Raw genomic sequence first — 25,072 nt, 5'->3', positions numbered from 1 at the left:
CCTCGGCGAGCGCATCCTCGGGCACCAGCACCACCGCACCACCTGAGGCGTTCGGCAGCCGCACCGCGAGAACCCCGGACAGCGCCGTGCCCAGCTCGGTGCCGAGCAGCCGCGCGATCACCTCCAGCGGCAGCACCCGCACCCCGGCCAGGTCACCGGACCAGCCGGCCAGCACGGCCCGCTCCAGCTCATCCAGCTCTCGAGCGGAGCCGGCCAGGCCGGTCAGGTCGGCGCGCGGGTTGCGCGGCTGCCAGAGAAACCACTCGTCGGCGATCGGCGCGGCGTCGGTGTCGTGCTCGTGACCGGTGTGGCGGGGGTTCGCGCCCAGGTGGAAGTCCAGTTCGTGCTGGAGCAGCCGCTCCCACCAGGCCTGCACACCCTCGGGGTCGATCGCGTAGCGCGCCTCGAGCCGCTCCGCCATCGCCCGGGTGATCACCACGACGCCCCGGGCGGCCCAGCCGAACGCGAGCACGCCGGGAACCGGGAAATCGCTGTCGGCGATGACCACCCGCACGCCCGGCGGGGCGCGGGGCAGCACCAGGCCGGCGTCCCGCGCCTCGACCAGCGCGGACTCGACGTCCGCCAGCCAAGCCAGGATCGCCTGGATCTCCGCCTTGGTGAGTACGTGGTCCGCCACCGCACCGCCACCGCCGGGCAACTCGGGCAGGCCCAGCTCACCGGCGCTGACCATGCCCGCGGCGCCGGACTCTTCGGGCAGGTGCGAGCCGAGCGGCTTGCGCAGCCCCGCCGCGCCGCCGGTCGCCGGAGGCGCGGGTGCCGGCTGGGCAGGTGTCGGCGGAGCGGGTGCCGGGGGTGCGGGTGCCGGGCGGCCGGGCAGCGGGCGGGTGGGTGAGTCGAGCTCGGCACCGGCGGCCGTGGCGTCGTCGTTGCTGCCCAGGGCGCGGGCGCGAGTGGCCAGGATCTGGGTGACGGCCGTCGGGTCGGTCCGGCCGCCCAGCTCTCGCCGGATCTTCTCGATCTCCGGCAGGTCCTTGTCACCCTCGAGCCGGTCGGCCAGCAGTTTGTTGTGCAGGCCGTCGGTGGTGGCCAGCAGCACGCCGGGGCCGGTGAAGGAGTAGCTGCGTACCTCGATCTCCGGCCGGAAGTCCGGTGACAGGAACTTGGTCATGATCGCGCCGTCCATGTGGTCGTCGGTCAGCCGCTGGCCCCCGGTGGGGGTGAGCAGGTAGGCGCGGGAGTCGCCCACCCAGCCGACGGTGATCTGTCCGGCCGGCGTGGCCAGGGCGATGACCAGCGTGCTGGCGTACGGGTTGGCGTCCACCCTCCGTTGCTCGTGGCTGTCGGCGTAGGCGGTGACCAGCGCGTCGGCGGCGGCCTGGTAGGCGTCGCGGACGGCCTGCTCGGCGGTGCGGCCGGGCACGTGGCGGGACAGCTCGGCGCGGGCGGCCTGCACGGCGAGGTTCGCGGCCTGCTCGGACTTGGAGGTGCGGGACAGTCCGTCGGCGACGATCACGACCCGGGTGCCGTCGGGCAGGGTGAACGCGGTGCCGGCGTCCTGGTTGGTCCGGTTGCCCGGGCCGCGCAGGGTGGTGACCGCTGCCCGTCCGCCGGGCTCGGTGCTGGTGGCATCCGGCATGCCCGGCTGGCCCGGCGCGCTCGGCCGGGGGACGACCTCGTCGTGGATCACCGGGATCTGGTCCGGGCGGGTGGGCGCGGCCTGGAACGTGCGCGCCTGGGGGAACCGGCGCTCGAGGTCCTCGGCGGCCTTGCGGGCGTCCTCCATGACGTCCCAACCGCCCAGGGTCCGCCACAGCTTCTTCTGCCAGGCGTAGCTGCGGTCCTGGTCGTGCCGCTCCAGGAGGGTGCGGGCGCGGGCCAGCCGCCCGGGGGTGGCGCCTCGGGCGATCATCACCCGGCGCAGGTTGTTCATCTCCTTGGTGTTGTCCCGCAGCCACTGCGCGGCGGCCTCCTTCACCGGGTCGGCGCCCGGCGCGTCGGCCAGCGCCCGCCTGGCGGTGCGCAGCGTGGTCTCCGTCTGGTGCGGGTAGGCGCGCACCCGCTTCAGCTCGGCCTCGGCGTGCTCGTAGGCCTTGGAGAGCTCGGCGTAGGCCTTCAGCTGGCGGTCGAACGCCGCGCTCACCAGCGGCCTGATCACATCCTCGGGCACCCCGGCGGCGTGCAGGTCGGCCGCCACCAGCAGCGTCCGGTACAGGTTCCGGGTGGCTTCGTGCGCGGCACGCACCCGGGCGCCGAGCAGCCGGCGCTGCTGGATCGGCACCCAGGTCCGATCCCGGGCCGACTCGAGCTCGCGGGTCACCGGGTTGTCCGTCAGGCGGTCCCGATTGCCCGCCGGGAAGCTGAGCGCGCCGGCCGGGTTGCGCAGCCGGTAGATCAGCCCGGGCACCCGCCGCCAGGTGATGCCGAGGTCGTCGCGCAGCCCGTCCGCGGGCAGGCGCAGCACCAGGTCGCCCTCGTATAGCACCCGCAGCAGCACCTTGTAGGTCGCCTTGGCGTCGTCCTTGCTGGTCACCGTCGCACCCATCAGGGCGACCAGCCGGGCGCCGCCGGGCAGCAGGGTCGGGTCGGCCCGCATCGCGTGCCGCAGCCGCGGGTTCGCCTCGTGCCAGAGCTTGACCAGCGACTTGTTCGCCACGTAGCCCTTGCTGGCGCTGCCTTCGATGGCGTTAATGCCGACCAGCTCGTCAAGCTTGTCCTGCCACTGGCCGGCCGTGAAGCCGCCGTACCGGTGGGCCAGGCCGTCGGCGGTTATCGGGCGGGGCTGGCCGGCCAGCACCAGCAGCACCTCGAGCGGCGTGCTGGGCGTGCTGTTCGGCGCCCGGGCCTGGATGGCCCAGCGGATCGCCAGCGCCCAGCGGTTCCGCTCGACGGCCCGCTCGCCGCGCAGGTACTCGACCTCGGCGAGCAGGCCGGCCGCCGCGTCGAGCAGACCGTGCCCGGCGGCCATCTGGCGGTGCGTGGCCAGCCGGGACGGGTCGAAGTCCGGATCGCCCATGATCTCCCACTCGGCGTCCTCGGCGGCGCGTGCGCTGGAGCGGCGCTGCTGGTGCAGCTCCATCACCTGGCCCAGCGGGTCGAGCGGCGGCCTGCGCATGCTTTCCCGGATCAGCTCCACCTCCAGCCGGACCAGCTCCAGCCGGGCGCGCACCGCCTCCGGGTTACCCGCGTCGTCGTTGGCCTTGTAGTAGTTGTTGACCGCGTTCAGCAGCGCGCGCAGCTCGCCGTCCAAGTGCGCCGGGCGCAGCTTGTACCGCTCGTCGACCTGCACCTTCAGCAGGGCGATCCAGTCGTCCGAGTCGGTGGCGCCGGCCGGCAGCAGGGTCCGGCCGTCCGGCAGGGTGACGTTGTTCGCCAGCGCCAGCAGCCGCAGCTGCTCGCCCAGGTACAGCTGGAACTCCAGCACCTCGGCGATCTGCTGGTCCCGGGGGTCATCGGACTCGCGCAGCGTGTGCGCCACCCGAGCCAGCCCGCCCGGGTTGCCGGCCAGCACCATCAGCGTGTGCGCCACCGCGACCCGGTGCTGGTCCTGGCGGCGCCGCTGCGCCGCCTGGTCGGCGGCCAGCGCCTGGTTCACCTCGTTGGCGAAGGTGTCCGTGCCCGGCACCGGGGTCCGGTCATCAGCCCGGCCGGGAATCTCGTCGGTGACCGCGTGGAACAGCAGCGGAGCCAGCTCGTCCGCCAGCGCCCTGGTCAGCGGCCGCCCCTCGAGGCTGGCCAACCCGAACTCGGGGAGCAGCTCGTCCAGCGCCGCGCGGTACTGGTCGGCGCGCTGGCCCAGCCGGTTGCCGCGCAGCAGCGAGGGCCGGTCCGGGTCGCGCAGCTCGCGGGAGGACTGGTAGCCGTAGACGCTGTCCCGCCACTCCTGCTTGGTCCGCCACTCGTCCCGGTCGCGGATCTTGCCGGTGACGAACAGCAGCACCACTACCACCCCGGCGCGCAGCGCGATGTTCGCCGGGCTGTCCGGGGCACTCCACGGGTTCATGATGATGTAGGCGAAGACCGCGTTCAGCACGGTGTCCAGCGCCTTGCGCAGGGTCACCCGGGTGTCCAGCTTGGAGAAGCTCACGTAGTCCAGCCAGGCCTGGCCCCACTTGCGCAGCAGCTTGGTGATCTTCGCTTCGTCCGGGTTGTCCTGCTTGGCCAGCTCGTCCAGCTTCTTCTTGGTCCGGCCCAGCCGCCACTGGCCGAACTTGCCGGCCAGGTAGTCCGCGATCGGCGTGTTACCGGCCACCAACACCCCGGACAGCAGCACCGCGCCCAGCCACGCGGTGACCGTGGGGGAGGTGTGGCCCTTGGCGAGCAACAACAGGGTGAGCCCGGCGGTGGTCAGCGAGGTGATCCCGGCGATGACCGCCTTGATGATCCGGGTGCGGCCCATCTCCTTGTCCTGAACGATCGCGTTGACCACCGCGATGACCGGCGGGGCGAGCGCGATGGCGCCGAACAGCCAGGGCAGCGTGCCCGAGTCCTTGGCCACCGTGCTGGCCATGCGGTAGACGGCGGTGATCATCACGACCAGCGCCGCCGAGCGCCACGCGGCCAGCCACGGCCGGGTCTGCATGCCCTTCAACATGTTGTTCAGCTGGCGGCGCAGCACGTAGCGGTAGACCAGCCAGCCGGTGGCGAACGCGGCGATGACCGAGTTGACCGCCGCGTAGTGCGGCACGCCGAACACCACGGCCAGCGGGCGGGCCAGCAAGCCCCACAGCAGCGGGGCCGCCCAGGCGGCGATCCCGGACAGGGCCAACAGGCCCGCGATGCGCCGCACCGCCTGCCGGACCGCGATCTTCTTCCACTGCGCGCGGGCCGCCTCGATCAGCGCCTTCAGCGGCGGGGCACGGCCCTGGTACGGCGTCCACGCGGCCCGCGCCGCGAGCACCCCGGCCAGCGCCACCAGGCCGAGCCCGACCCAGCCGTGGCCGGGGAAGACCACGAACAGCGCCAGGCTCGCGCCGGCGCCACCGAACACCGCCGCCGTCTTGGCCAGCACCTGGCGGGTGCGCGGCGAGACCGGCAGGTTCAGCCCCAGCCGGGCCGCGAACCGGTACCGCCGGCCGGCCAGGCCGTGCCCGGCCGCCACCTTGGCCAGCACCTTGTTCACCCGGTCCGCCTTGGCCCGCGCCGGGACCTTCGCGGTGGCGGCGGCCGCCTTGACACCCTCCGTCAACGCCTGCCGCGCGTCGGCCAGCGCCTTGTCGGCCTCCGGCCGGTCCGGCCCGGTGCCGGCCCGGCGCACGTTCCGCTCGGCCGCCCGCACCGCTGTCATCAGCCGGGCGACCACCCGGGCCTGCCGCAGCAGCGCGCGGCGGGCCTCCACCCAACCGGTGAACCGCTGCCAGCCGTTGTGCATGGCGGTCAGAGCGTTGTCGCGCAGCTTGACCAGGCGCTGCTTGAGCTTGTCCAGCCCCTTCGTGATGCCGTTCCACGCGGCACCCGGTGCGTTGCGGATCGCGGCCCACCAGGTCGGCGCCCGGATCTGGATGGCGGTGCCGATGCCGCGCGCGTGCAGGCCCAGCCAGCCGACCGCGATGCCGGCGACCGCGACCAGGCCGACCGGTGCGCCGGTGACCGCGGCCAGGCCGAACACCGCGCCGGCGAACGCGCCCACCCCAGCCAGCACGCCGGCCACCTGGCCGGTGCGGATTCCCACGTCGCGCCAGTTCACGTTGCCGAACCAGTCGCGCACGCGCTGGACCCAGCCGCCCGCGTTGTTGCGCAGCCAGCGCGCCGCGAAGATCAGGCCGATCAGGCCGAGCAGCGCGCCGACGACGGTGAGCAGTCCGCCCCAGGGCACGTGGATGCCCGGGCCGGGGTTGCCCGGCGTGGTGGTCGGCGTGGTGGTCGGTGCCGGGGTCTGCGTGGTGTGCGACGGGTTCGGCGTCTGCGTGGGTGTCTGGGTCGGAGGTGTCTGCGTCGGAGGTGTCTGGGTCGGCGGCGGAGGTGTCTGCGTCGGAGGCGGCGTCTGGGTCGGGGGCGGCGGCTGCTGGGTGGGCACCTGTACCTCGACAGGGGCGCCCTTGTCCAGGTGGTCCGGGTTGGTCAGGCCCTCGATGGCGTGCCGGAAGCCGGCCAGGTCGTGGAACCGGTCGTAGAAGATCCGCCAGTACGAGTCGCCCGGCCGCGCGGTCCAGTGCCCGGTCCAGTCCTCCGGGGTGACGACGTCCTGGCCGCCGATGTGCTGCCCGGGGGTGAACCGGTCACCGTTGGCCTTGTTGAAGTCGTCGAAGCTGACGCCCAACGCCTTCGCCACCTGGCCGGCGGTCTCGTTGCCGTACGCGGTGAACGGCACCTGCTTGCCGACCACCGGGTTGCCCTCGACGACCTTCAGCTGGACGCCTTCGGGCAGCCTCGGCGCCGCCTGCGCCGCGTCCACCTGCTGGACCGCCACCGTTCCGGTGCCGGTGTGTTGCGGGGACGCGTCGGCCTGCTGACCGCCGAGCAGCCCGGCGGTGATGGCCGCCAGCGTCCCGCCGACCAAGACCACGCGGGCCACCCACGGGTTCTTGATGGTGAACCGCGAGGTGCTCACGAGCGGCCGCGCCGCGCGCAACACCGAAGCTGCGAGGATGCCCACGGTGACCGCTGCGACCACGGTGGGTCCGGCCCCGGTCAGGTGCAGGAGCACCCAGGCGACCGCGCCCGAACCGATCGCGGTGAAAAGGAATTTCAGCGCCGCCGGCGGGCCGCGGATGCTGCCCGCGCCGTAGAGCCCGCGCAGCACCGCCCCGGCGACCCAGCTGGCGAGCAGCCCGACCGCGGCGGCGGTGAGCGCGCCGCCGGCGCCGAGCAGCAGGACCGCGCCGGTGCCGGCCACCGACACGCCCAGCGCCGTGAAGAACTTCGCGCGCTCCCGCCGGTAGCGCCACGCGGCGTTGCGCGGATACTTGGTGACCTGCTGGAAGTCCGCGAAGGTCTTCGGCAGGGCCGCGAACAACGCGTTCAGGTCCGTCCAGGTGATCTCGTTGCGCTTGCCGATCTCCTCCAGGTTGTCCCGCGCCTGCTTTTCGGTCTCCTCGATGCGCCGCCGCATCGCTTCCGCCCGCTCCTTGCGCGGCAGCTCCCGGGCGCTGTCCGGCAGGTCCGGCTCGACCATGCCGGACGCGAGCACCCCGCGCAGCTCCTCGGGCGACAGCACGGCCAACCGCTCCAGGTCCTTCGAGGAGACGCCGGCGCGGGACAGCTGGGTGAGCATCCGCTCCCGCCAGAACCCCTCGGCGACCCGGTCGGAGGTCAGGCCCTCGTCCTCGTATGCGGCGATCTCCTGTAGCTGCCGGCGCCCGGCGAAGGTGTGCTCCGCGAGCTCCCGGTGCATCGCGGCGTACTCGTCGGCGGCGGTAGCGTCGCCGGCCAGCATGCCGGCGTGGTTGCGCAGGAACACCAGCAGCGGCTCGGTGCCGGCACCGCGGCGCTGGGCGCCCCGCAGCACCTGGAACATGTCCAGGATCCGCCGCGACTGCTGGTGGTCCATCGGAGCCGACGGGTCAGCGTGCTGGACCAGCGCGTCCAGCTCCCGCTGGGCCTCCTTGGCCTGCATGGCGAACTCGCGCAGCTGGTCCTCCAGCTCGGCGAGCTGTTCCTGGGTGAGCTTGCCCTCCGCGCGCAGTTGCTTGGCGTGGTTCCGCCACGCCTCGGCCTTTTGCGCCCGGCTGAGGCCCTGCCAGTCGGTGGCGGTGTAGCCCGGCGGTATGACCCTGTCGGCGTCGATGTCGGTGCGGCCGAAGGCGTCCAGGTGCGGCCGGTTGCCGATCAGCTCCTCGTCCGGGTTGAGGGTGGCGTCGTTGCGCAGCCGGTCGCGCCACAGGTACGGGTAGACGTTCAGGTACGGGGTCTGGAACGGCACCGGGTTCGGCGTCGGCCGCTGCTGCCCGGCACCGCCGTTGTTCGACGCCTGCTGTCCGCCGGTAGCGGGATTGGTCTGGCCATCCACCGGCCCGCCGCGCTCGCCTCCGGTCGGACCGCCGCGCTGGCCGCCGGTCGGATCGCCGCTCGCCGGGTCGCCGCCGAGCGGGTTGGTCCGGTCGCCCGCCGGGCCGCCGCGCTCGCCGCCGGTCACCGGGTCACCCTTGATACCGAGCTTGCCGCCGGCCATCGGGTCCGCCGTGCCCTTGACGGTCTGCACCTTCGCCGGCGGCGGGGCGGTGTCGTGCAGCAGCGCGCCCGGCATCGTCGGGTCCGGGAACACCGCCCGGATCAGCAGCATCAGAACCGGCAGGCCCTTGACGCCCAGCCAGATCTTGGTCTGCCGCTTGACCGTGTCCCACTTGCCCGGGCGCTGCGACTGGTGGTCGCCGGGACCATTCATCGAGGACGGCTGCTCGGGCTGCTCCGGCTTCGGCTCCGTCTTCCAGGACGGGTGGCCGTTCATCGGTTGCCCATTTCGGTCGTACGTGGTGGGCAACTCGCGCTTGGGCAGGCCGAGTGCCTCGGTGGAGGTCGGGCCGTGCCGGTCGCGGTTCTGGTACTCGGTGATCCGCTTGGCCAGCCGCTCCGCCCTCGGGATCGCGTTCTCGATCTCGGCCCCGCGGTTGACCGTCTCACGCAGCTTCGCCTCGGCACTGTCGATCTTGGCCTGGCTCGCCTTCAGCGCCCGGTCGATGGCCCGGCCCTTGGCGCTGTCCGGGTCCAGCTTGGCCTGCTCGGCGAGCAGCTTCTCCCGGTTGGACCGCAGCTTCCCGAGGTACTCCTGCTGGCTCAGCTGGGCGTGGGTGTTGTCGTACAGCTCCCCGCGCAGTGCGCTGACCTGCTCGCGCAGCGGCTGCAGGGACTTCTGCGTCTCGGCCTCGCGCGCGGCGGCGGCAGTGTCGCCCCGGCCGGCCGGGGGCTCCGGGTGGAGCAGGGCGCGGAACTCGGCATCGATCGCCTCGCTGAGCGCGCCGCGGTGCTCGGCGGTCTCCCGCAGCGCGGCTTCGGCCTCGGCCGTCCTGGTCCGGTTCAGCTCCAGCGCCCGGCCCAGCGCGCGGCCCTCCGAGCTGTTCGGGTCCAGCTTCGCGTTCCGCAGCAGCAGCATTTCCCGGTTGCTGCGCAGCTGGCCGAGAGCCTGCTGCTGGCGGCCCTGGAGCTCGGTGAGCTTGGCCAGGTCGGCCTGCCAGCCATTCACCCGGTCGTACCACTTCGGCGCCGGCGCGCCGTGCTCCGCGCCACCAGCCGCCTTGGCCGGCTCGCCCGGCTTGGCCTCGGTCGGCTTGCCCGGGGTCGCCTTGCGGCCCTCGTCACCGGTGCCGCGCTCGTGCGGCCGGCCGTGCCGGGCGCCCACCAGGTCGCCGATCTCGTCGGCCATCCTCGGCGCGTTCGGGTCCTTGCCGCCGCCGACCTCGGTGAAGCCCCGGACGTTGCTCGGCGCCTCGCTCGACGGCTTGAGGTGCCCGTCGAAGATCTCGATCTTCCCAGTCTCCGGGTTCCGCCACCCGGCAACCGCGTGACCGGCCTCGCCGTCAGCACCCTTCAGCCAGAGCAGGAACCGGGTGCCGGGCTCGATGCCGTCCAGCCACTGGTTCGTCTGCTCCGCGTCGGCCTTCTGGGTGCGACCGTCGAAGTTGTTCTCCACGGTCTCCTGGACCTTGGAGGTCTTCTGGTCGTTGTAGCCCGCCGGGCGCACTCCGTCCGGATTGACCTGGCCTGGGTGTTCCGCGTTCAGCCGGTCCTGCGCCTCACAGGCACAGTTCTTCTCCGGACCGAGGGGTGCCTCGGCGTCCTTCTCGGTGCCGCCGGACTGCTCGTCCGGACGGTTCAGAGGCTGTTCCTTCTTGGTGCCCTGTCCTGGCTGGGCCTCCTTCGGTGCCGGGTTGGACGGGTCGCTGCTCTGTCCAGGCTGGGTCTCCTTCGGGTTGGCGGGGTTGACCGGCTTGCTGCCCGGGGGACCGTTGCTCGGCGAGTAGTCCAGGGGGTTTTCGGGCTTGGGTTGGCCCGGGTTGGGCTTCTGGGAGGTACCGGAGGGGCGGCCCACGCCGGACGGCCCGCCGGGGGCGTCGGCCAGCAGGGTGCCGCCGTCGCCGCCGTTTCCGTTGCCGCCGCCGACGCGCTGGCCGTTCGGGCCACCGGGGCTGCCCGGGCTGACCGGCGTGGCCGGGTCGGGGCTGCCCGGGCCGCCGGGCTGCTGGCCGCCCTTGCCTCCGGGCTTGACGTTGCCGGCGAGGCCGTTGCCGCCGGGGGTGGGCTGGCCGCCGACCTGGTTGGCCGGGCCGGCGGAGGCGGAGCCGTTGCCGCTCGGTGTGGGGTTGGCCGGGGTGCTCGGCACCGGGTTGCCAGGCTTGACGGCCCCGTTGCCCCCGCTGCCCGAACCGCCGTTGCCGGCGACCGGGGTGCTGACCAGGTTCGAGGCGCCGCCCCCGTTGCCCGAGCCGCCGCCGGAACCACCCGAGCCGCCATTGAAGCTGATCACGTAGACCGTGCCGCCGTCGGGGCCGGTGGTCACCTTCACGGTGAAGTTGTTCGGCCCCTGGCCGCCGTTCACCGGGGCGGAGCCGTTGGTCACCGGGGTGGAGCCGTTGCCGTTGACAACCGGCGTCGAGCCGTTGCCGGCGTTGACCGGCGGGGTGGAGCCGTTGCCGGCGTTCACGGCCGGGGTCGAGCCGTTGCCGGCGTTGACCGCCGGGGTGGAGCCGTTGCCGTTGGCCACTGGGGTTGCGCCGTTGCCGTTGACGACCAGGGTCGAGCCGTTGCCCGCGTTCACGGCCGGGGCGGAACCGTTGACCGGGGCCGGGGCGCCGGGCTGGCCACTCTGTTCCGGGGCGCCGGGCTGCCCGCCCTGTTCCGGAGTGGCCGGCTTGCCGCCCTGCTCACCCGGGACCGGCTGGCCGCCCTGCTCGGGGGTGGCCGGCTTGCCACCCTGCTCACCCGGGGCCGGCTTGCCGCCCTGCTGGGGGGTGGCGGGCTGGCCGCCCTGCTCGGGGGTCGCGGGCTTGGCGCCGCCGGTCCCGCGCTCGCCGGGCCGGACCGTGATGGTCGCGTCGGCGCCCTTGCCCGAGTACTCGGCGCCCCGGGTCCGGTTCATCATCCGGGCGATCGCGGCGTCGCTCGGCGGCTTGATGCCCTGGCTGCGCATCTCGGCCTTGACCTGGTCGACGGTCATGGTCCTGCCGCCATTGCCGTCGTCGGTGCCCCGCTGGCTGACGATGTCCCGGATGTTGAGGAACTCCGAGCCCGGCCGGCCCTTCCGGGTCACCAGCATCGGGTTGCCGTCGGTGTCGGTGACCACCCGGACCTTCGTGTTGGTGCTCGGGTCATTGACCGCGTCGACGATCGCCTTCTCGGACAGCCCGGTGTGGTTCATGACGTCCCGCACCGAGACCGGGCGGCCGGGCCGCAGCGTGTCGGTCAGGATGTCGATGGCCGGGCGGCTGACGCTGCTGTCCATCGGGCGCATCGCCGGGGTGTCCCGGATGCCGACCCAGGCGGGGTTGATCCGGCCGGAACGCAGGCCGGCCGCGACGCCCTTCCCGGCCAGCGGCGACGCCAGCATGAGGCCGCCGGTGACCAGCCCGGCGATCGCCTCGTCCTGCTGGCCCGGGGTCATCTGGTCCCAGGTGGCCACCGTGTTCACCACGCTGTAGCCGTACATCCCGGTGAACGTGGCCATGCCCAGGAAGGTGGGCGCGGCCGCCGCCGCTCTCACCCCAAGCGATGCGCCCACCGCGACGGGTCTCAGGAAGGCGCCGACGCCGACCAGGGCGGTTGCGCCGAGCGATATGTAGTCGGCCACGGCGGCAGGGTTGTCCCAGCCGTTCGACTGGCCGTGGTCCGAGCGCGCGATGATGTTGTCCACGGCCTTGCCCACGTACCAGGCCGACCCGGCGACGATCAGCGGCACGCCCACGGCCGCGCCGAGACCGGTAAAGGACACAATTGTCCCGCCGATGATCATCGCGGGCGCGACGACGTAGTCCATCACCTTCTCGACCGGGTGCGTGTAGTGCGCCGAGGTCGACATCAGCTTGCTGTCGTCGTTGGACCAGTTGTCCCGCGTGATCAGGTCCGAGTCCTCGGCCATGGTGTTGTTCTCGCGGTAGTCCTGCAGGGAGGTGAAGTACTCCCCGGCGTCGTTGACCCACGCCACCACCTCGCCCTCCGAGTTCTTGACCCGGTAAAGCAGCGTCGGGACCCACTCGTCGGTGCCGCCCTCGCGGTAGAGCATCCGCTCCGCGTCGACCGAGTACCCATCACCGCCGCGTTCTCGGATGACCTTGAGCAGCTTGTCGCGCTGGTCCTGGGTGAGGTCGGTGCGGTCGCCCGGCTTCTCGCCAGGCCCCAGCTCGCGGCCCCGGATGCTCTGCTCGTACTGGCCGACCGACATCTGGGAGGCCTTGTTGGCCAGCTCGTCGGGGGTCAGGTCCTTCCAGGAGTCCTTCAGGTCGTCCTTGTTGTAGTTCTCGTACCCGGGCAGGTTCTTCGCCGACTTCAGCGCGAAGTAGAGGTCCTGCTTGCCGGTGGACGGCAGTGAGAGCTCGCGGATCGGGTTGTTGTCCGCGCGCTCGGTCGGGTTGCGGCTGACCGCGCCGTAGTTCAACCCGCCCATGGTCTTGAACGGGCTGAGCTTGTCCTTCCACTCCTTCTGCTGAGGGTCGTTCTCGTTGAGGCTGTCGTACACGCCCTGGAGCCGGTTCAGCTTGGCGTTGGCGTCGGTCAGCCGGTCCGACCAGGTCTTGTCCCCGCTGCCGCGGCCGAAGGCCTCGTCCATCGCGCGCAGCGTGGCCTGCTTGGCGTCCTTGGCCGGGTCGGGCTTCCCGGCGATCGCCTCGTTCGCATCGCCGAGGACCTTCTTGTCCGCCTTGATGCCGTCCCAGCGGGCGTCGAGCTGGTCCTTCCGCTCGTTGAGGCTGTCCAGGGTGGCCTGCGAGCCGCCGTTCTTCTTGTAGGCGTCGGCGTCCTGGTTGTAGGCCTTGGCGTCGCGCATGTAGCCGGCGGTGCGCCGGTCCAGGTCGATCTGCCGCGGCCGAAGGCTCAGCGTGGCGACCTGGGTCGGGTCGTACGGGCGGTTCGGGTCGCCGTGCTCGTCCACGCCCAGGGCGTTCTGGACGTTCTCCATCGCCCGGTCCATCTTCGACTTGCCGTAGCCGGGCTGGGCCGGGTTGACCGGCTCGGGGCCGGCCAGCTCGTCGAGGACCTCCGGCTTGCCGGCCAGGTCGGCCTGGACCCGCTTGATGTCCGGCCGGACGTACGTGGCGTCGTCGACCCCGTCGATGATCCCGCGCGCGGCGGACCACTCGTAGACCATGCCGGGGTCGACATCCCCGAGCGCGTCGAACTTCTGCTGCAGGTTCTTCTTCTCGTCCGGGGTGAGCGTGTGGTCGGCGTTGGCGTCCTCGTAGGCCTGCAGGACCGGCGCGATCTTCTGCTCGTACAGCGGGCCGAACTGCTTCTGCAGCCGCCGGTCGGTACTCTGCGCGTCCAGGTACTGGTAGCCCAGTTCGGCCTGCTCGCCGTAGGTCATCTGCGGCAGCGCGGCCTGGTACTGCGCGTAGTAGTTCGTGCCGTTCTTGGCGTCCTCGGCCTTCATCCGCTCCACCGCGTCGGCGGTCAGCGGGGGCAGCGCGTCGTCCGGCTGCAGGCCGAGCTTGGCGGCCAGGTCCTTGTCGATCTGCGCGCCGGTGGGAGCGCGCCGGTAGTTCTGGTCCATGACCAGCGCCCAGCTGGCGTCCGGTCGGTCACTTCGGCCCCAGTCGAATCTGAGGTTCTCCGCGTCGGTGCCACACGAGTCCTTGTTGCTGCGGCACGCCCAACCGGTGTGGGTGCCGTCGGCGTTGGCGTAGAGCAGGCGCATGCCGGACGGGTCGGACACCCGCGTGCCCTCCCGGGTGATGCCCTCGCACGTCCCGGGGCCGCCGCCGTAGGACTCGCAGATCGCGCCGCCGCCGTTGCCGTTCTTGTCCCGGTTGTACTGGACGAACGAGCAGCCCTCGCAGATCTGCTGGTCGCCCTCGTTCGTGTACCAGGTCTTCTTCGGCCCGTCGTTGGAAACCTCGCGCCAGCCAGCCGGGTGCGGACCCTCGCCGGTGGCCAGGTGCTCGACCCAGCCGCACGCCTCGCACGGGGTGTTCTGTGCCGGCAGGCCGGGCCCCTGGACGGTGCACTTGCCGGAGCACCTGAGCTCGCCGCCCTTGCCGTCGCCGTTGGGCGTGATCACGCCCAGGCTGTCGCCCTCGTGGCTGAAGTTGAACTCGTCGGGGTTGTCCCGGTCCAGCGTGTCTCCGTGGCGGTTGTCCACCACGTAGCCTTCCTTGGTCTCGATGCGGCCTTCCTGGCCCGACGGCAGCTGGTAGTAGCCGGGGTTGCCGGCGGAGTCCCGGGTGATGACCAAGGTGGTGTCGTCGGGCTCGTCCTGGCGGCCGCTGCCCGGCATCTCGTTGTTCGGGTCGTAGGCGACCTGGGTCAGGTCGGACCAGACCTTGTCGCCCTCGATGCCCTGGTAGTGGCCCTTGCCGCGCCAGATGATCTGACCGGAGTTGCCCTGGGCGTCGCGGGCGGTGATCTGCACGCCCTTGGCGTCCTTGAGGTCGAAGTGGTCCAGCTTGTCGCCGAACCCGACGTCGGCGGTGCAGCCTTCCTTGCAGCTGGCGGTGAACGGCAGGTTCGAGGTGTTCGCGGTGGTGCCGCCGTTGTAGGTGTTCTTGTTCTGGCCCTCGTAGACGACCGTCGAGCCGGACGCCCCGTCCTTGAAGGTGCCGTTGCCGGCCAACCACCACATGCCCGCGCCGTCCGCGTCGGTGGCGATGGCGCAGCTCGTGTCGGAGGTGCACCTGCTCTTCGGCTTGCCCTGCGCCGTGGTCTGCTCGACGGTGCCGTCACCGTTGCCGGCGAAGCTGATCGTCCCGTCGCCGCCGCCCTTGAGGCCGTTCGCGCCAGCCGTGCACTGCGGGCAGTCCTCGACCTTGATGTCCCCGTCGGCGGTTTTGGTGATCTTCTGGATGCCGCCGTTGGGGCCCGGCTGGAAACCGGTCATGGTGTCGCCCGGCTCGAGGACCTTCCGCAGGGTGTCCACGTCCCACGGGGTGTAGCCGTACTTCGCGGTGATGTCCGCCCAGTCCTCGGGGCTGAGGCCGTCGGACTCCTGCTGCTGCGGGTTGAGCTTGTTCAGCGAGACGATCGGGTCCATCATCTGGCCGTTGCGGCCCATCAGGGTGATCGTTCCGCCGCCGGTGTGGGCGAGGTTGCCCAGGTTGCCCAGGCCGTTGCGGCCGGACAGCCAGTTCGCGGTGCCCTGCAGGTCGATCTTGTCGGTGAACTTGCCCTTGCCCAGGTCGTAGTTGCTCAGCGTGCCGTCGCAGCCGCCGTTGCAGGTGAACTCGAACGGCTTGCCCTTGGTGTTGCCGAAGCTGCCCTCGTTCAGGTTGGCCGGGTAGTTGCCCTGCGGCTTGGAGTCCTTGAAGTGCAGGTTGGAGTCGGTGATGCCGTCGTGGACGGTGCCGTCGCCCTTGACCCAGTACTTGCCGTCACCGTCGCCCTTGTCGTTTCCGGTGAGTCCGCAGCCCTGGGACATGTCGCAGGTGTGGTTGCCGCCGGTCGGCGCCCCGGTGGGTCGGTTGGACTGGACGCGGCCGTCCTGGCTGATGGTGATGTTCGTTCCGCCGGCGCCCGTGAACGTCTCGCCGGGTTTGCACTGGGTGCAGTCGTTCTTCACGACCGTGCCGTCGGGGGTCTTGCTGTAGATGGTGTAGCCCTTGTCGTTCTTCACCACCAGGTCGCCGGACTCGCCGTCCTTGAGGCCGTTCATCCACGCTTCGGGGTCCTGCACCTGGTGGGCCGCGGCCGCGCGCGCCCGGGCGATGGCGATCTGCTCGTTGTAGGAGGGACCGGTCTTGACGAACCCGGTGGCGCTCTCCTGTTCCTTGGTGAAGCCGGAGCAGTCGCCGAAGCACTTGACCCTGGCGACGGCGGCGCGGGCGTCGGCCTGCGCCTGCACGCCGCAGCTGCCGCCGCCCTGCTTGTTGCCGCGGCAGGTGCCCGACGCGTCGGCCTTGCCGTAGCCCTCCGGCTGGTCGGGGTTCTTCGCGCTGGCCTGGACCGAGTAGTAGTCGTGCGCCTCGGCGTGCGCGGAGTAGTTGTTGACGCAGTTCTTCGCGCCCTTGCAGACCGCGGCGGCCTGGGCCAGGCCGGGCTCGGCGGAGGTCTGCGCCATCACCTGGACCGCGCCGCCACCGTTCTCGCCGTCCTCCGAACCGTGCGCGTACGCCTTGGCCCAGGAACCGTTGCTGGCCGAGGAGTCGGAGGCGGTGGCCTCGAAGTGGTAGTGGCACTTGGCGGCTTCGGTGCCCTGGCAGGAGGCGCCGGCCATCGCGCTGCCGTCATCGGAGGCGCCGACCTGAACCCCGCCGGCGCACTGGCCGCTCTTGCCCAGCGTGCAGTCGTTGGAGGCGTTCGCGCTGGACTTGCTGCCCTTGGCGTCGCCCTCGCTGTGCGCCTTGCAGCCGCCGGCGCCGCCGCACTGGAACGAGACCTGCGCCATCTCCGGCGCCGCGGTGCCGCTGGTCCCGGCGATGCAGCCGGCCCTGCCCTCGCAGACCGTGTCAGTCGTGGCCTTGACGGTCTTGGCGCCGACCGACTCGGTGTGGCTGGTCGCCTTGATCGGGCAGCCGTCCTTGGAACCGTTGTCGCAGCTGGCCGCCACACTGGCGGAGGTGGCGGCGAACCGCTGCGCCTCGGGCACGTTGTCGGTGGAGGCCATGGTGGAGACGCTGGCGCGGATACCGGCCTGGCACTGGCTCTTGCCGTCGCAGGCGGTGTTGCCCTCACCGTTGCTGGTGGAGCGGTACTCGCCCTGGCCGGCTGTGTTTCCGTCGGGCGCCGAACTGGGCGCCCGCCCCATGCCGGCTTCGCCGGCTGTCGCGTTGGCCTTGCCGGTGACCTTGCCGGTGCAGCCGGCGTCCGGGCAGATCAGGTTGGAGCCGGTCTCGCCGGTTCCGGCCGCCCCCGGGATCGCCTTCTTGTCCTTGCCCCCGGCCTGCTGGCCGGAGTCGCGCATCAGGGTGGCGGTGGCGTCGCTGGTGACCACGCATCCGTTCTGACCGGCGGCGCAGGTGGCGTCGGTGTGTGAGGCGCCGGGTGTACCGGAGACATCGCCGGTGGTGGTGGCCTTGCAGTCCGGGCCGGAGCACTGCGCGGCGGAGGAGGACTGCGACCAGGTGACGGGGACCTGGTCCTCGGGGATCGGCTTCTTGATCGCCTCGGCGGCGTCGGTGTAGCTCTTCCGCGCCTGCTCGGCGTCCTTGCTCGCTTGCTCTGCGTTCTTTTTTGCATCGTCGGTCGCGCCGGGGGCTTGCGCGGCCTTGGTGGCCTCGTCGGCCTTGGTCTTGAGGTCGGCGGCCTGCTGCTTGGCCTGCTCGACGGTGGCCTTGTTCTGTTCGGTGTAGATGTCGGCGACGACCTGGCCGGAGGCGGCGCTGGAGTTGGAGAGCGCCTGGCAGGCCGAACCGGTGGAGTCGCAGGTGCTGGTGGTCTTGCCGGTGGCCTCCGGTGGGCCGCGGGTGCCCTCGCCGCTGTTCTGGTGGTTGTTGCCGGTGATGCCGGTGGCGGAGCTCTGCGGGGTGCCCTTGCACTTGCTGGTGCCGTCGCAGTTCAGGTTGGCCCAGGCGGCGGTCCAGGAGGAGGCGCCGGGGACGGAGGGGCCGCCGGTGTTGGCGGAGGAGCCGGGGGCGGTGATCGGCTGGTTGGGTTGCTGTCCGGGTTGGTTGGGGGTCTGGCCGTTGTTCTGCTGGGCGGTCTGGCCGGTCTTGCCAGCCTTGGCGTTCTGGGCGGAGCCGGTGGCGCCGTCCTGGGACTCGCCGCCGCCGACCTGGGTGTTGCTGGTGGTGGCGTTCTGGGTGGGCTGGTCCTGGAGCATCGGGCGGATCACGTTGGCGTCGGGGGAGGAGGAGGCGCCGCCGTTGATCACCGCGGTGCAGGTGCCGCCGCTGGTGCCGGCGCAGGACCCTTCGGCGCGGTTGCCTCGGGGGTCGTTGGAGACGCCGGGGTTGGTGGCCAGCACGGTGCCGGTGATCTTCCCGCCGCCCTCGCCGGTGAGTTTGCCGCCGATGGTGGAGGCGGCTGAGGGGCCTTCGCCGAGGCGCTGGGCGTTGACGGCCTGGTCCTCGCCGGCGTAAGTGAGGGCGGCGCCGGGGCCGGTGGTGGCATTCGAGAGGGTCTGGACCTGGCAGGAGCTGGCGCCCTTCTCACAGCCGACGGTGCCTTCGGAGGTGCGGGGTTTGCCGCCGTCCACCGCGCCGTCCCAAGCGGCGGCGGTGGTTTTCGCGGTGCCTTCGCAGTTCTTGCTCTGGCAGTCGATGCTGGCGGAGGCGCGGGAGGTGGAGGTGGGGCCGGTGGTGGGCTGGCCAGGTAGGGGCTTGCCGGTCTTGGGGTCGTACTTCAGGAAGTCCGGCGCGGAGGAGGCGTCGCTGCTGGTCTGGCCCAGGCAGCCACCGTTCTTGACGGTGCACTCGGCGGTGTCCGAGGAACCGCGGCGGTGCTCGGAGACGGAGGTGTCCAGGGCGGAGGTCTCGGTGTAGGACTTGCCACCGCAGGTCTTCGAGTCCTCGCAACGAACCTGCGCGTCCGCGTGGGAGACGCTCACGACGCCGGCGGGAATCTTCGCCCCGTCCGCCCGGACCTGCTCTTCGCGGTAGGCCACGGTGGTTTCGGCGGCCGAGCCGCAGGTGCCGCCGGTGCCGTGCACCTCGCACTTGGTCACACCGTCGGAATCGCGCACACCCTTCACATCCCCGGAAGCCTCGCCGGAGGTGGCGCCGTGGTCGGAGCCCTTGCAGCCGGCCGACCCGCAGAACAGCACCGCGGTGGTCTTGCTGGTCGCGGTGAGCCCCTTGCCGAGCTCGGCGACCGGGTCGACCTTCTTTTCCTTGCCCTCCGCGTCGGTTGTGGTGGTGGCGAGCTGGGTGCCGTTGCCGGTGTTGTTGTTGGCGACGGTGGAGGAGGAGTCGTTGGCGCAGTCGCCGGTGGCGCCGGTGACGGTGCAGTCGTGGTGGGCGTCGGTCTTACGGGTCGCGGTCTTGCCATCCACACCGGCGGTGATCTGGGCGGTGGTGGCGGTGTTGGCCTTGCCACCGCAGCCCTTGGTGTCATCGCAGTAGACCGAGCTGTGTGCCAGGACCCCGTCGCCCTCGTCCTGCCCCAGACCAGAAGACGTGGTGCACGAGCCCCCCGCCACCTCGCAGCCGGCGGTTCCGGTGTGGGTGCGGTTGTCGGTGTTCTTCTTAGCCGGGGTGGCCGGGACCGCGGCTTGCCCCGTAGCCGGGTCGCCGGCCACCGCCGGGATTTCGGGAGTGGTCTGCGTGTTGTCGGTCTTGCCGTTGGCGGTGCTGGTGGCGTTGCCCGTGCAGTCCTTGGCGCCCTGCGCGCACCGCACGGCGGCCTCGGCGGCCGGCTTACCCGAACCGGTGGTGCCTTCGTTGTCGGTGGGGCCGTAGAGGAACTCGGCCAGCCAGCCGCGCTGCCCGGTCTGGGGGTCGGTGCCGGCGGTGACCGTGCTGGTGGTGTCACACCCGACCGCGCTGGCCGCACAGTGCGCCTTGCTCGACGCCTCACCGTTCTCCTTGGCCCGCTGCGCGGCCTGGGCCGGAGTGTCGCCCGCAGGGGCGGTTTCGGTGGCGCGCCGCCCGGTGGAGGTGTTGTCGCAGGTGCCGTTGCGGGTGTTGCAGTCCGAGCCGGCCTGGGAGGCGTTGGCGAACCCGGCCAGCGCGCAGTCCTTCGTGCAGGCGCCGTTCGACTCGGAGACGCCTTCCTTCTTCCCTGCCGCGACATCCTTCGGGTTGGGGGTGGTGGGCAGTTTCCCGTTTTCTGTGCATCCGTTGCGTGCCTGGCAGAACGTGTCCGCACCCTGAGAGTCGGCGGTGGAGGAGGTGTTGCACTCACCCACACCGCAGGTGGTTTCAGCGGTGGTCTTGCCGGCCTTGGTGGTGGTGCCGCAGCCCTTCTCCGGGTCGCAGAACGCGTTCGCCACCCGATCCTCGGCGGTGGAGGAGGCCGAGCAGCCGGAGACACCGATCAGGCAGTAGCTCTGGTCCTGCTTGAGTTGCCCGGTTTTGGGGTCGATCGCGGCGGTGGAGCACTGCGCGAACGCCCCGTCGTTGGAGCAGGCCGCGCCGGCGCCGTCCTTGCCCGGGTTGGCCTGGCTGACCGCGTCATACCCGGCGGCGCTGCGCAACTCGGCGGTCTGCGCGTAAACCTCGTCGCGTTGGGTGTTGTACGCGGCGGCCTGCTTGTCGTGGGCGGCCTTGGTGATCTTCCCGGCGTCGAGCTGCTTCTTCGACTCGTCCAGCTTGGTCTTCGCCGGACCGAGGTTCTGCTGGCCGGTGACCACGTTGTTGAGCAGCTCGCTGTTGTACGGGTCGAGTTGGCCGGCGGACTGATCGGCCTTGGTCTGCAACGCCTTCTGCGCCGTGGCCTGCTTGTCGTACTCGGCCTGGGTGATCTTCTTCGCGTCCAGCTGCGACTTCGCCGCATCCAGCTTCTTCTGGCCACTGACCACGGCGAGCCGGTCGTTCAGGGCCTGCTGGGTGGACTGGTCGTCATAGCTGGGGTCCCACCAGTTCACGGACTGGTTCGTGTTACCGGTGCTGGTCGGGTCATCCAGCAGTTGCGGGGGACCCCGGTTGGACAGCGACCCCGGCTGGCGGGTCTTCAAGCTGCCATCAGCCAGGGCGCACTCCACGTCGCCCTCGCACTGCGTGCCGGCGAACTGGCCCTCGTTGTTCAACGCCCAGCCCTTGTCGCCGCCACTGCCTTGGCCGCCGCCCTGGGTGGCTTGCTGCCCGCCGCCCTGCTGCCCGGCGCCGTTACCGCCTTGGCCGTAGCGGTTGCCGGCGGCCAGCGCGGTCAACACATCCTGCGCCGCGTCGGTCAGCATCTCCCGCGCCTGCGCGCCGGCCTGCTTCCCGGCCACCTGGCCGACCAGGCCGGACACGACGTCAGTGACCCCACCCAGAATCTGCTCGAAATCATCCAGACCCGCCGGCCGCGTCCCCTGACCCTGGCTCTGGCCGCGCCCGCCGCTGCCGCCGGTGCTGTTGCCGCTGGAGTTGCCGCTACCGGACACACCGAGAGTGTCGAGCAGGTCGGAGACGAACCCGTTGGTCAGCTCACCGATCCGCTGACCCAGATCACCCTGCCGCTGGGGCCGCTGCGAACCCTGCCCCTGGCCGGACTGGCCCTGCCCAGCCGAGCCCTGGCTTTTGCCGCCGCCGAGGCCGATCTGGTCGAACAAGTCGGTCAGGAACTCATCCACCGAGTCCCCGATCGAGCCGAGCAATCCGCCCTGACGGCCGGTGTTGTGGTTGGCCTGGATGGGGCGCTGCACGCCGCCGCGCGAGTCGCGCTGGGAGAAGGCGTCACCGATCTGGTCCCGCAGCCCGTCGAACGCCTCACCCACCCGGCGACCGGCCCTGTCCTCGGCCACCTGGGACACCACCTTGGTCGCGGCATCACCGAACCGGCCCAACACCTCATCCAGATCGAAGTCGCTGTCCCGCCGCTGCTGCGGCTGACGGCCGGCGCTCTGGTTCACCACCGCCGCCCGGCCGGTGCTCGGACGAGACACCCCGAGGTCCCGCAGCAGGTCGGACACAAACTCCTCGGTCCGCTCACCGACCCGCCCGGCCAACTCCTGACCCCGGTCGCTGCTCACACCGGCCTGACGCACACCGCCCTGGGCGGAGTTCCGGGCGGTGCCGCCCCCTTCACCGGCACCACCCGACAGCAACTGGCCGAACACCCCACCCAGGGCCTGCTGCGTCTGCTGCGCGGCGTCCTCACCCGCAACCTGCCCGACCAGACCCGAAGCGGTGTTCACGAAGTTGCCCAATGCCTCGTCCACACTCGGCACCTGCTGCTGGCCCTGCTGCCCGGTCTGGCCCTGCTGCTGTTGCTGGCCGGCGGCCTTCGCCTCGGCCATGAACGCGTCGTAGTACAGGCCCTTCCAGTAAACCGGGTCATCGGAGAACGGGCCGCCATCGCGCGACTCGCCCCGGTTCCCGCCGCCGCCGATGCGTTCCATCAGGTCCGACACGAACTGATCGGTCCGATCCGAGATGACCCCGGCCAGATCCTGCCCGCCACCCTGCTGGCCGGTGTTCCGCTGGGCGCCGCCGTTGTTCTGGCCACCGCCGGCCAGCAACTGCTCGAATAGGTTGCCCAGCGCCTGCTGGGTCTGCTGCCCGGCCTGGCTGCCGGCCACCTGGGACACGATCTCGGAAGCGGTGTTCACGAAGTTGCCCAGCGCATCCTCCAGCGGCGGCTGCTGCTGGGGAGCCTGCGCCTGGGCCTGACCCGAACCGTTCGAGCCGCCGGTGGAGTTGCCGCCGATACCGAGCAGGTCGAGGAGGTTGCCGACGAAGTTGTTGGTCAGCTTGGTGATGTTCTGCACCAACTGCTGCTCCCCGGCGCCGGTGTCGGTCGGGCGGGGGTCGACGCGGCGGGCGGTCTGCGGCTCCACCCGGCGGGCGGTCTGCGGGTCGGTCCGCCGCGCGGTGCGCGCCTGGCCTGGCTCACCGGTAGCCGGGTCCACCTGGCTCGCCACCGCCGGGGTCACCCGCTGCGCGGTGGCCGGCTCGGCCCGGCGGGCGCTGGCCTGCTGCACCCGGGGGGTGCTGCCCTGTGTCGCCTTGCCGCCCTGCTTACCTAGCACGTAGTCGACCACCTGGTCGGCCTTCTCGGCGAACTTGGCGTAAGCGTCCGGGTGGGCCGAGCGCTGCACTGCCTGCGCCGCGCGCGTGACCGACTTGCCCTGCCAGCCGTCGACGTTCTTCAAGGTCTTGAAGAACTTGGTGGCCGCGTGCACCGGGTCGAGCACCTGCTTGACGGTGCCCCAGCCTTGGGAGGGGCGCTGCTGGAACAACCCCAGCGAATCCCGGTCGCCGTACCGGACGTTCTTCAGCCCCGACTCCTGCATCGCCGCCGCCACTGCGGTCTGCAAACCCTTGCGCGGAATGCCCAGCTTCTGGCCGACCTCGACGATCGTCTCGGCGTTCTTCGCCTGCTCCGCGCTGATGCCCTTGGGCCGCTTCACCGCCTTCGACTCGGCGGCCTGGGTCGCCGCCGGGCGGGCCGCGCCGGACTTGCCGCCAACATTGCCGGCGGTCTGCTTGGCCGCGCCATCGCCACCGATCAGGTCGAGCAAGTCCTGGGTGAACCCACCGCTCAGCTTCCCGATCTGCTGCCCCAGATCCTGCCGCGGGCGTTGCGCGCTCTGCTGCCCCCGGCCGCCGCCGGACTGCCCGCCACTGTTCTGGGCGCCGCCGTTGTTGCCCGGCCGGCCGCCCTGGCTGATCGCCTGAGTGAACTGGTCGGCCAGATCGGTGAGCGCCTCGTTCACGCGCTTCGCGGCCTTCTTGCCGGCCACGTCCTTCACGATCCCGGTGGCCACGTCCACGAACTGGTCGAGGACATCGTCCAGGCCCGGCTTCTGCTGCTGGGGACGCTGCGAGCCCTGACCCGAACCGCCGGAGTTTCCGGCACCGCCGTTGCTGTCGCCGCCGACGCCGAGCAGTTGCAGCAGGTCGGACACGAAGCCGTTGGTCGGCTTGGTGATGTCCTGCGCGAGCTGCTGGCCGGCACCGCTGTTCTGCGTGCCACCGTTGCTGGCGGGCTTGCCGGTGTTGCTGCCGCCGACCAGATTCACCAGGTCGGAGACGAAGTCATTGGTGATCTTGGTGAGGTCACCGGCCAGGTCACCCTGGCGGCCGGGACGCTCGGTGTCGCGGGAGTTCTCGTTGTTGCCGTCGTGCTGCAAGCGGGGGCGCTGACCAGCCGGGGGACCGCGACCAGGGTTCGCGTCCTGCCGGTGACCGGTGAAGTTCGGGTCGCGGTCGGTGCAGCCCAACGCCAGGCAGGTGATCGGGCCGGACTCGCCGCGCTCCGGAGACAGCCCGGAACCGCCACCACCGGTGGTCTTGGAGGCACGCTCGGGCATCCCGGCCTGCACCGCACCGGAGCCATCCCCGGCAGCGCCGTGGTGGTGGAGCCGGTTGCTGGCGGCCAGCGCGGCGGACACGTCCTGAGCCACGCTCGAGAGGGCCTGCTGGGTGCGGGCACCGGCCTGCTTGCCGGCCACCGTGCCGACGAACCCGGACACCAGGTCGACAACCCCACCCATCATCTGGTCGACCTGCTCGGCGGCTGGGGCCTTGATCGAGGAGCTGCCTGCGGACGACCCACCGCTCGGGCGGCCGGCCCACAGGCGGGACACGTCCTCGTCATCGGCGAGCCGGTCATCCAGGCCGTCGTTCACAGTCTGCCGAGTGGTCTTCGGCGACTGGTTCGCGCCGCCGGAGTTGCCACCGGCCGCCGGGCCGCTACCGACGGCCTTACCGAGGCGCTCGAACAGACCCGACACGAAATCCGACGCCGAGTCACCGATCGAACCGGCCGCCCGGGCCGTCTGGGCGTGAGCCCGGTCGACGCCCGGCGACTCGCTCCGGCGCTCCGCCGCCGCGTCCCGGACCCGGGTGACCGCGTCGGTGGCTTCCTCGTCGACCCGGCGCTCCACGTCCTCGCGGACCGGCTTGCCCGCCGAGGCGCCGGACTGGCCGGAACCGAAGGAGACCGCGTGGCCGATGCGGTCGAGCAGACCGGACACGAAGTCGGTCACCGGCTCGGTCACCGCCTTGGCCACCGGCTGCTGGGGCGTGGCCACCGGCGTCTGGCCGCTCTGGCCGGCGACCGCCTGGCCATTGCCGTGGCCGCGGTCAGCGTCGAGTGGCCATTCCATTTCCGGTTGCTGAGTGGCCGCCGGCTGATAGCGGGCGCGCAATTCGGACAATGACCGCGCCGGGCCAACGGTGGCCATTGTGGCCATTTGGCCATCCAGCCGATTGGCCGCTTGTCCGGAGTTGTTGTTCACCTGGCTCGGCTTGGCCGAGGCGGCATTTCCGGTCGCCCATGCCGGTGCCGAATCGGTGTCGTCGGTGGGGTCTTGGATTTCCCCCTGCGACGGCGCGATCGCGCTGACGTTCGCCACCGGGACGACCCCGGTGTCGGTGGCGGACCCGGTCGAGCCGGCGAACAGCCCGATGAGCACCGCGGCGATCCCGCAGGCCATGAGGAGCACGGTTCCGGGCATGGCAACCAGCGCGGTGCGCACGCACCGCGCCAGACCAGCCAGAACCGAAGAGCGCAT

At 71.7% G+C, this 25,072-nt stretch carries 1 pseudogene (running past one end of the window); it reads right to left on the bottom strand.

Annotation, left to right across the window (positions count from 1 at the left end):
* A pseudogene (locus tag ABEB12_RS34575) lies at positions 1–25,072 on the bottom strand (hypothetical protein) (its annotated part extends 6,276 nt beyond the left edge of the window); the annotation flags it as partial.

It is taken from the genome of Actinospineispora eucalypti (genome assembly GCF_039543365.1).
Taxonomy (GTDB): Bacteria; Actinomycetota; Actinomycetes; order Mycobacteriales; family Pseudonocardiaceae; genus Pseudonocardia; species Pseudonocardia eucalypti.
Note: the sequence above shows the minus strand (reverse complement) of the source record. Positions and strands in the feature narration are given on the sequence as shown.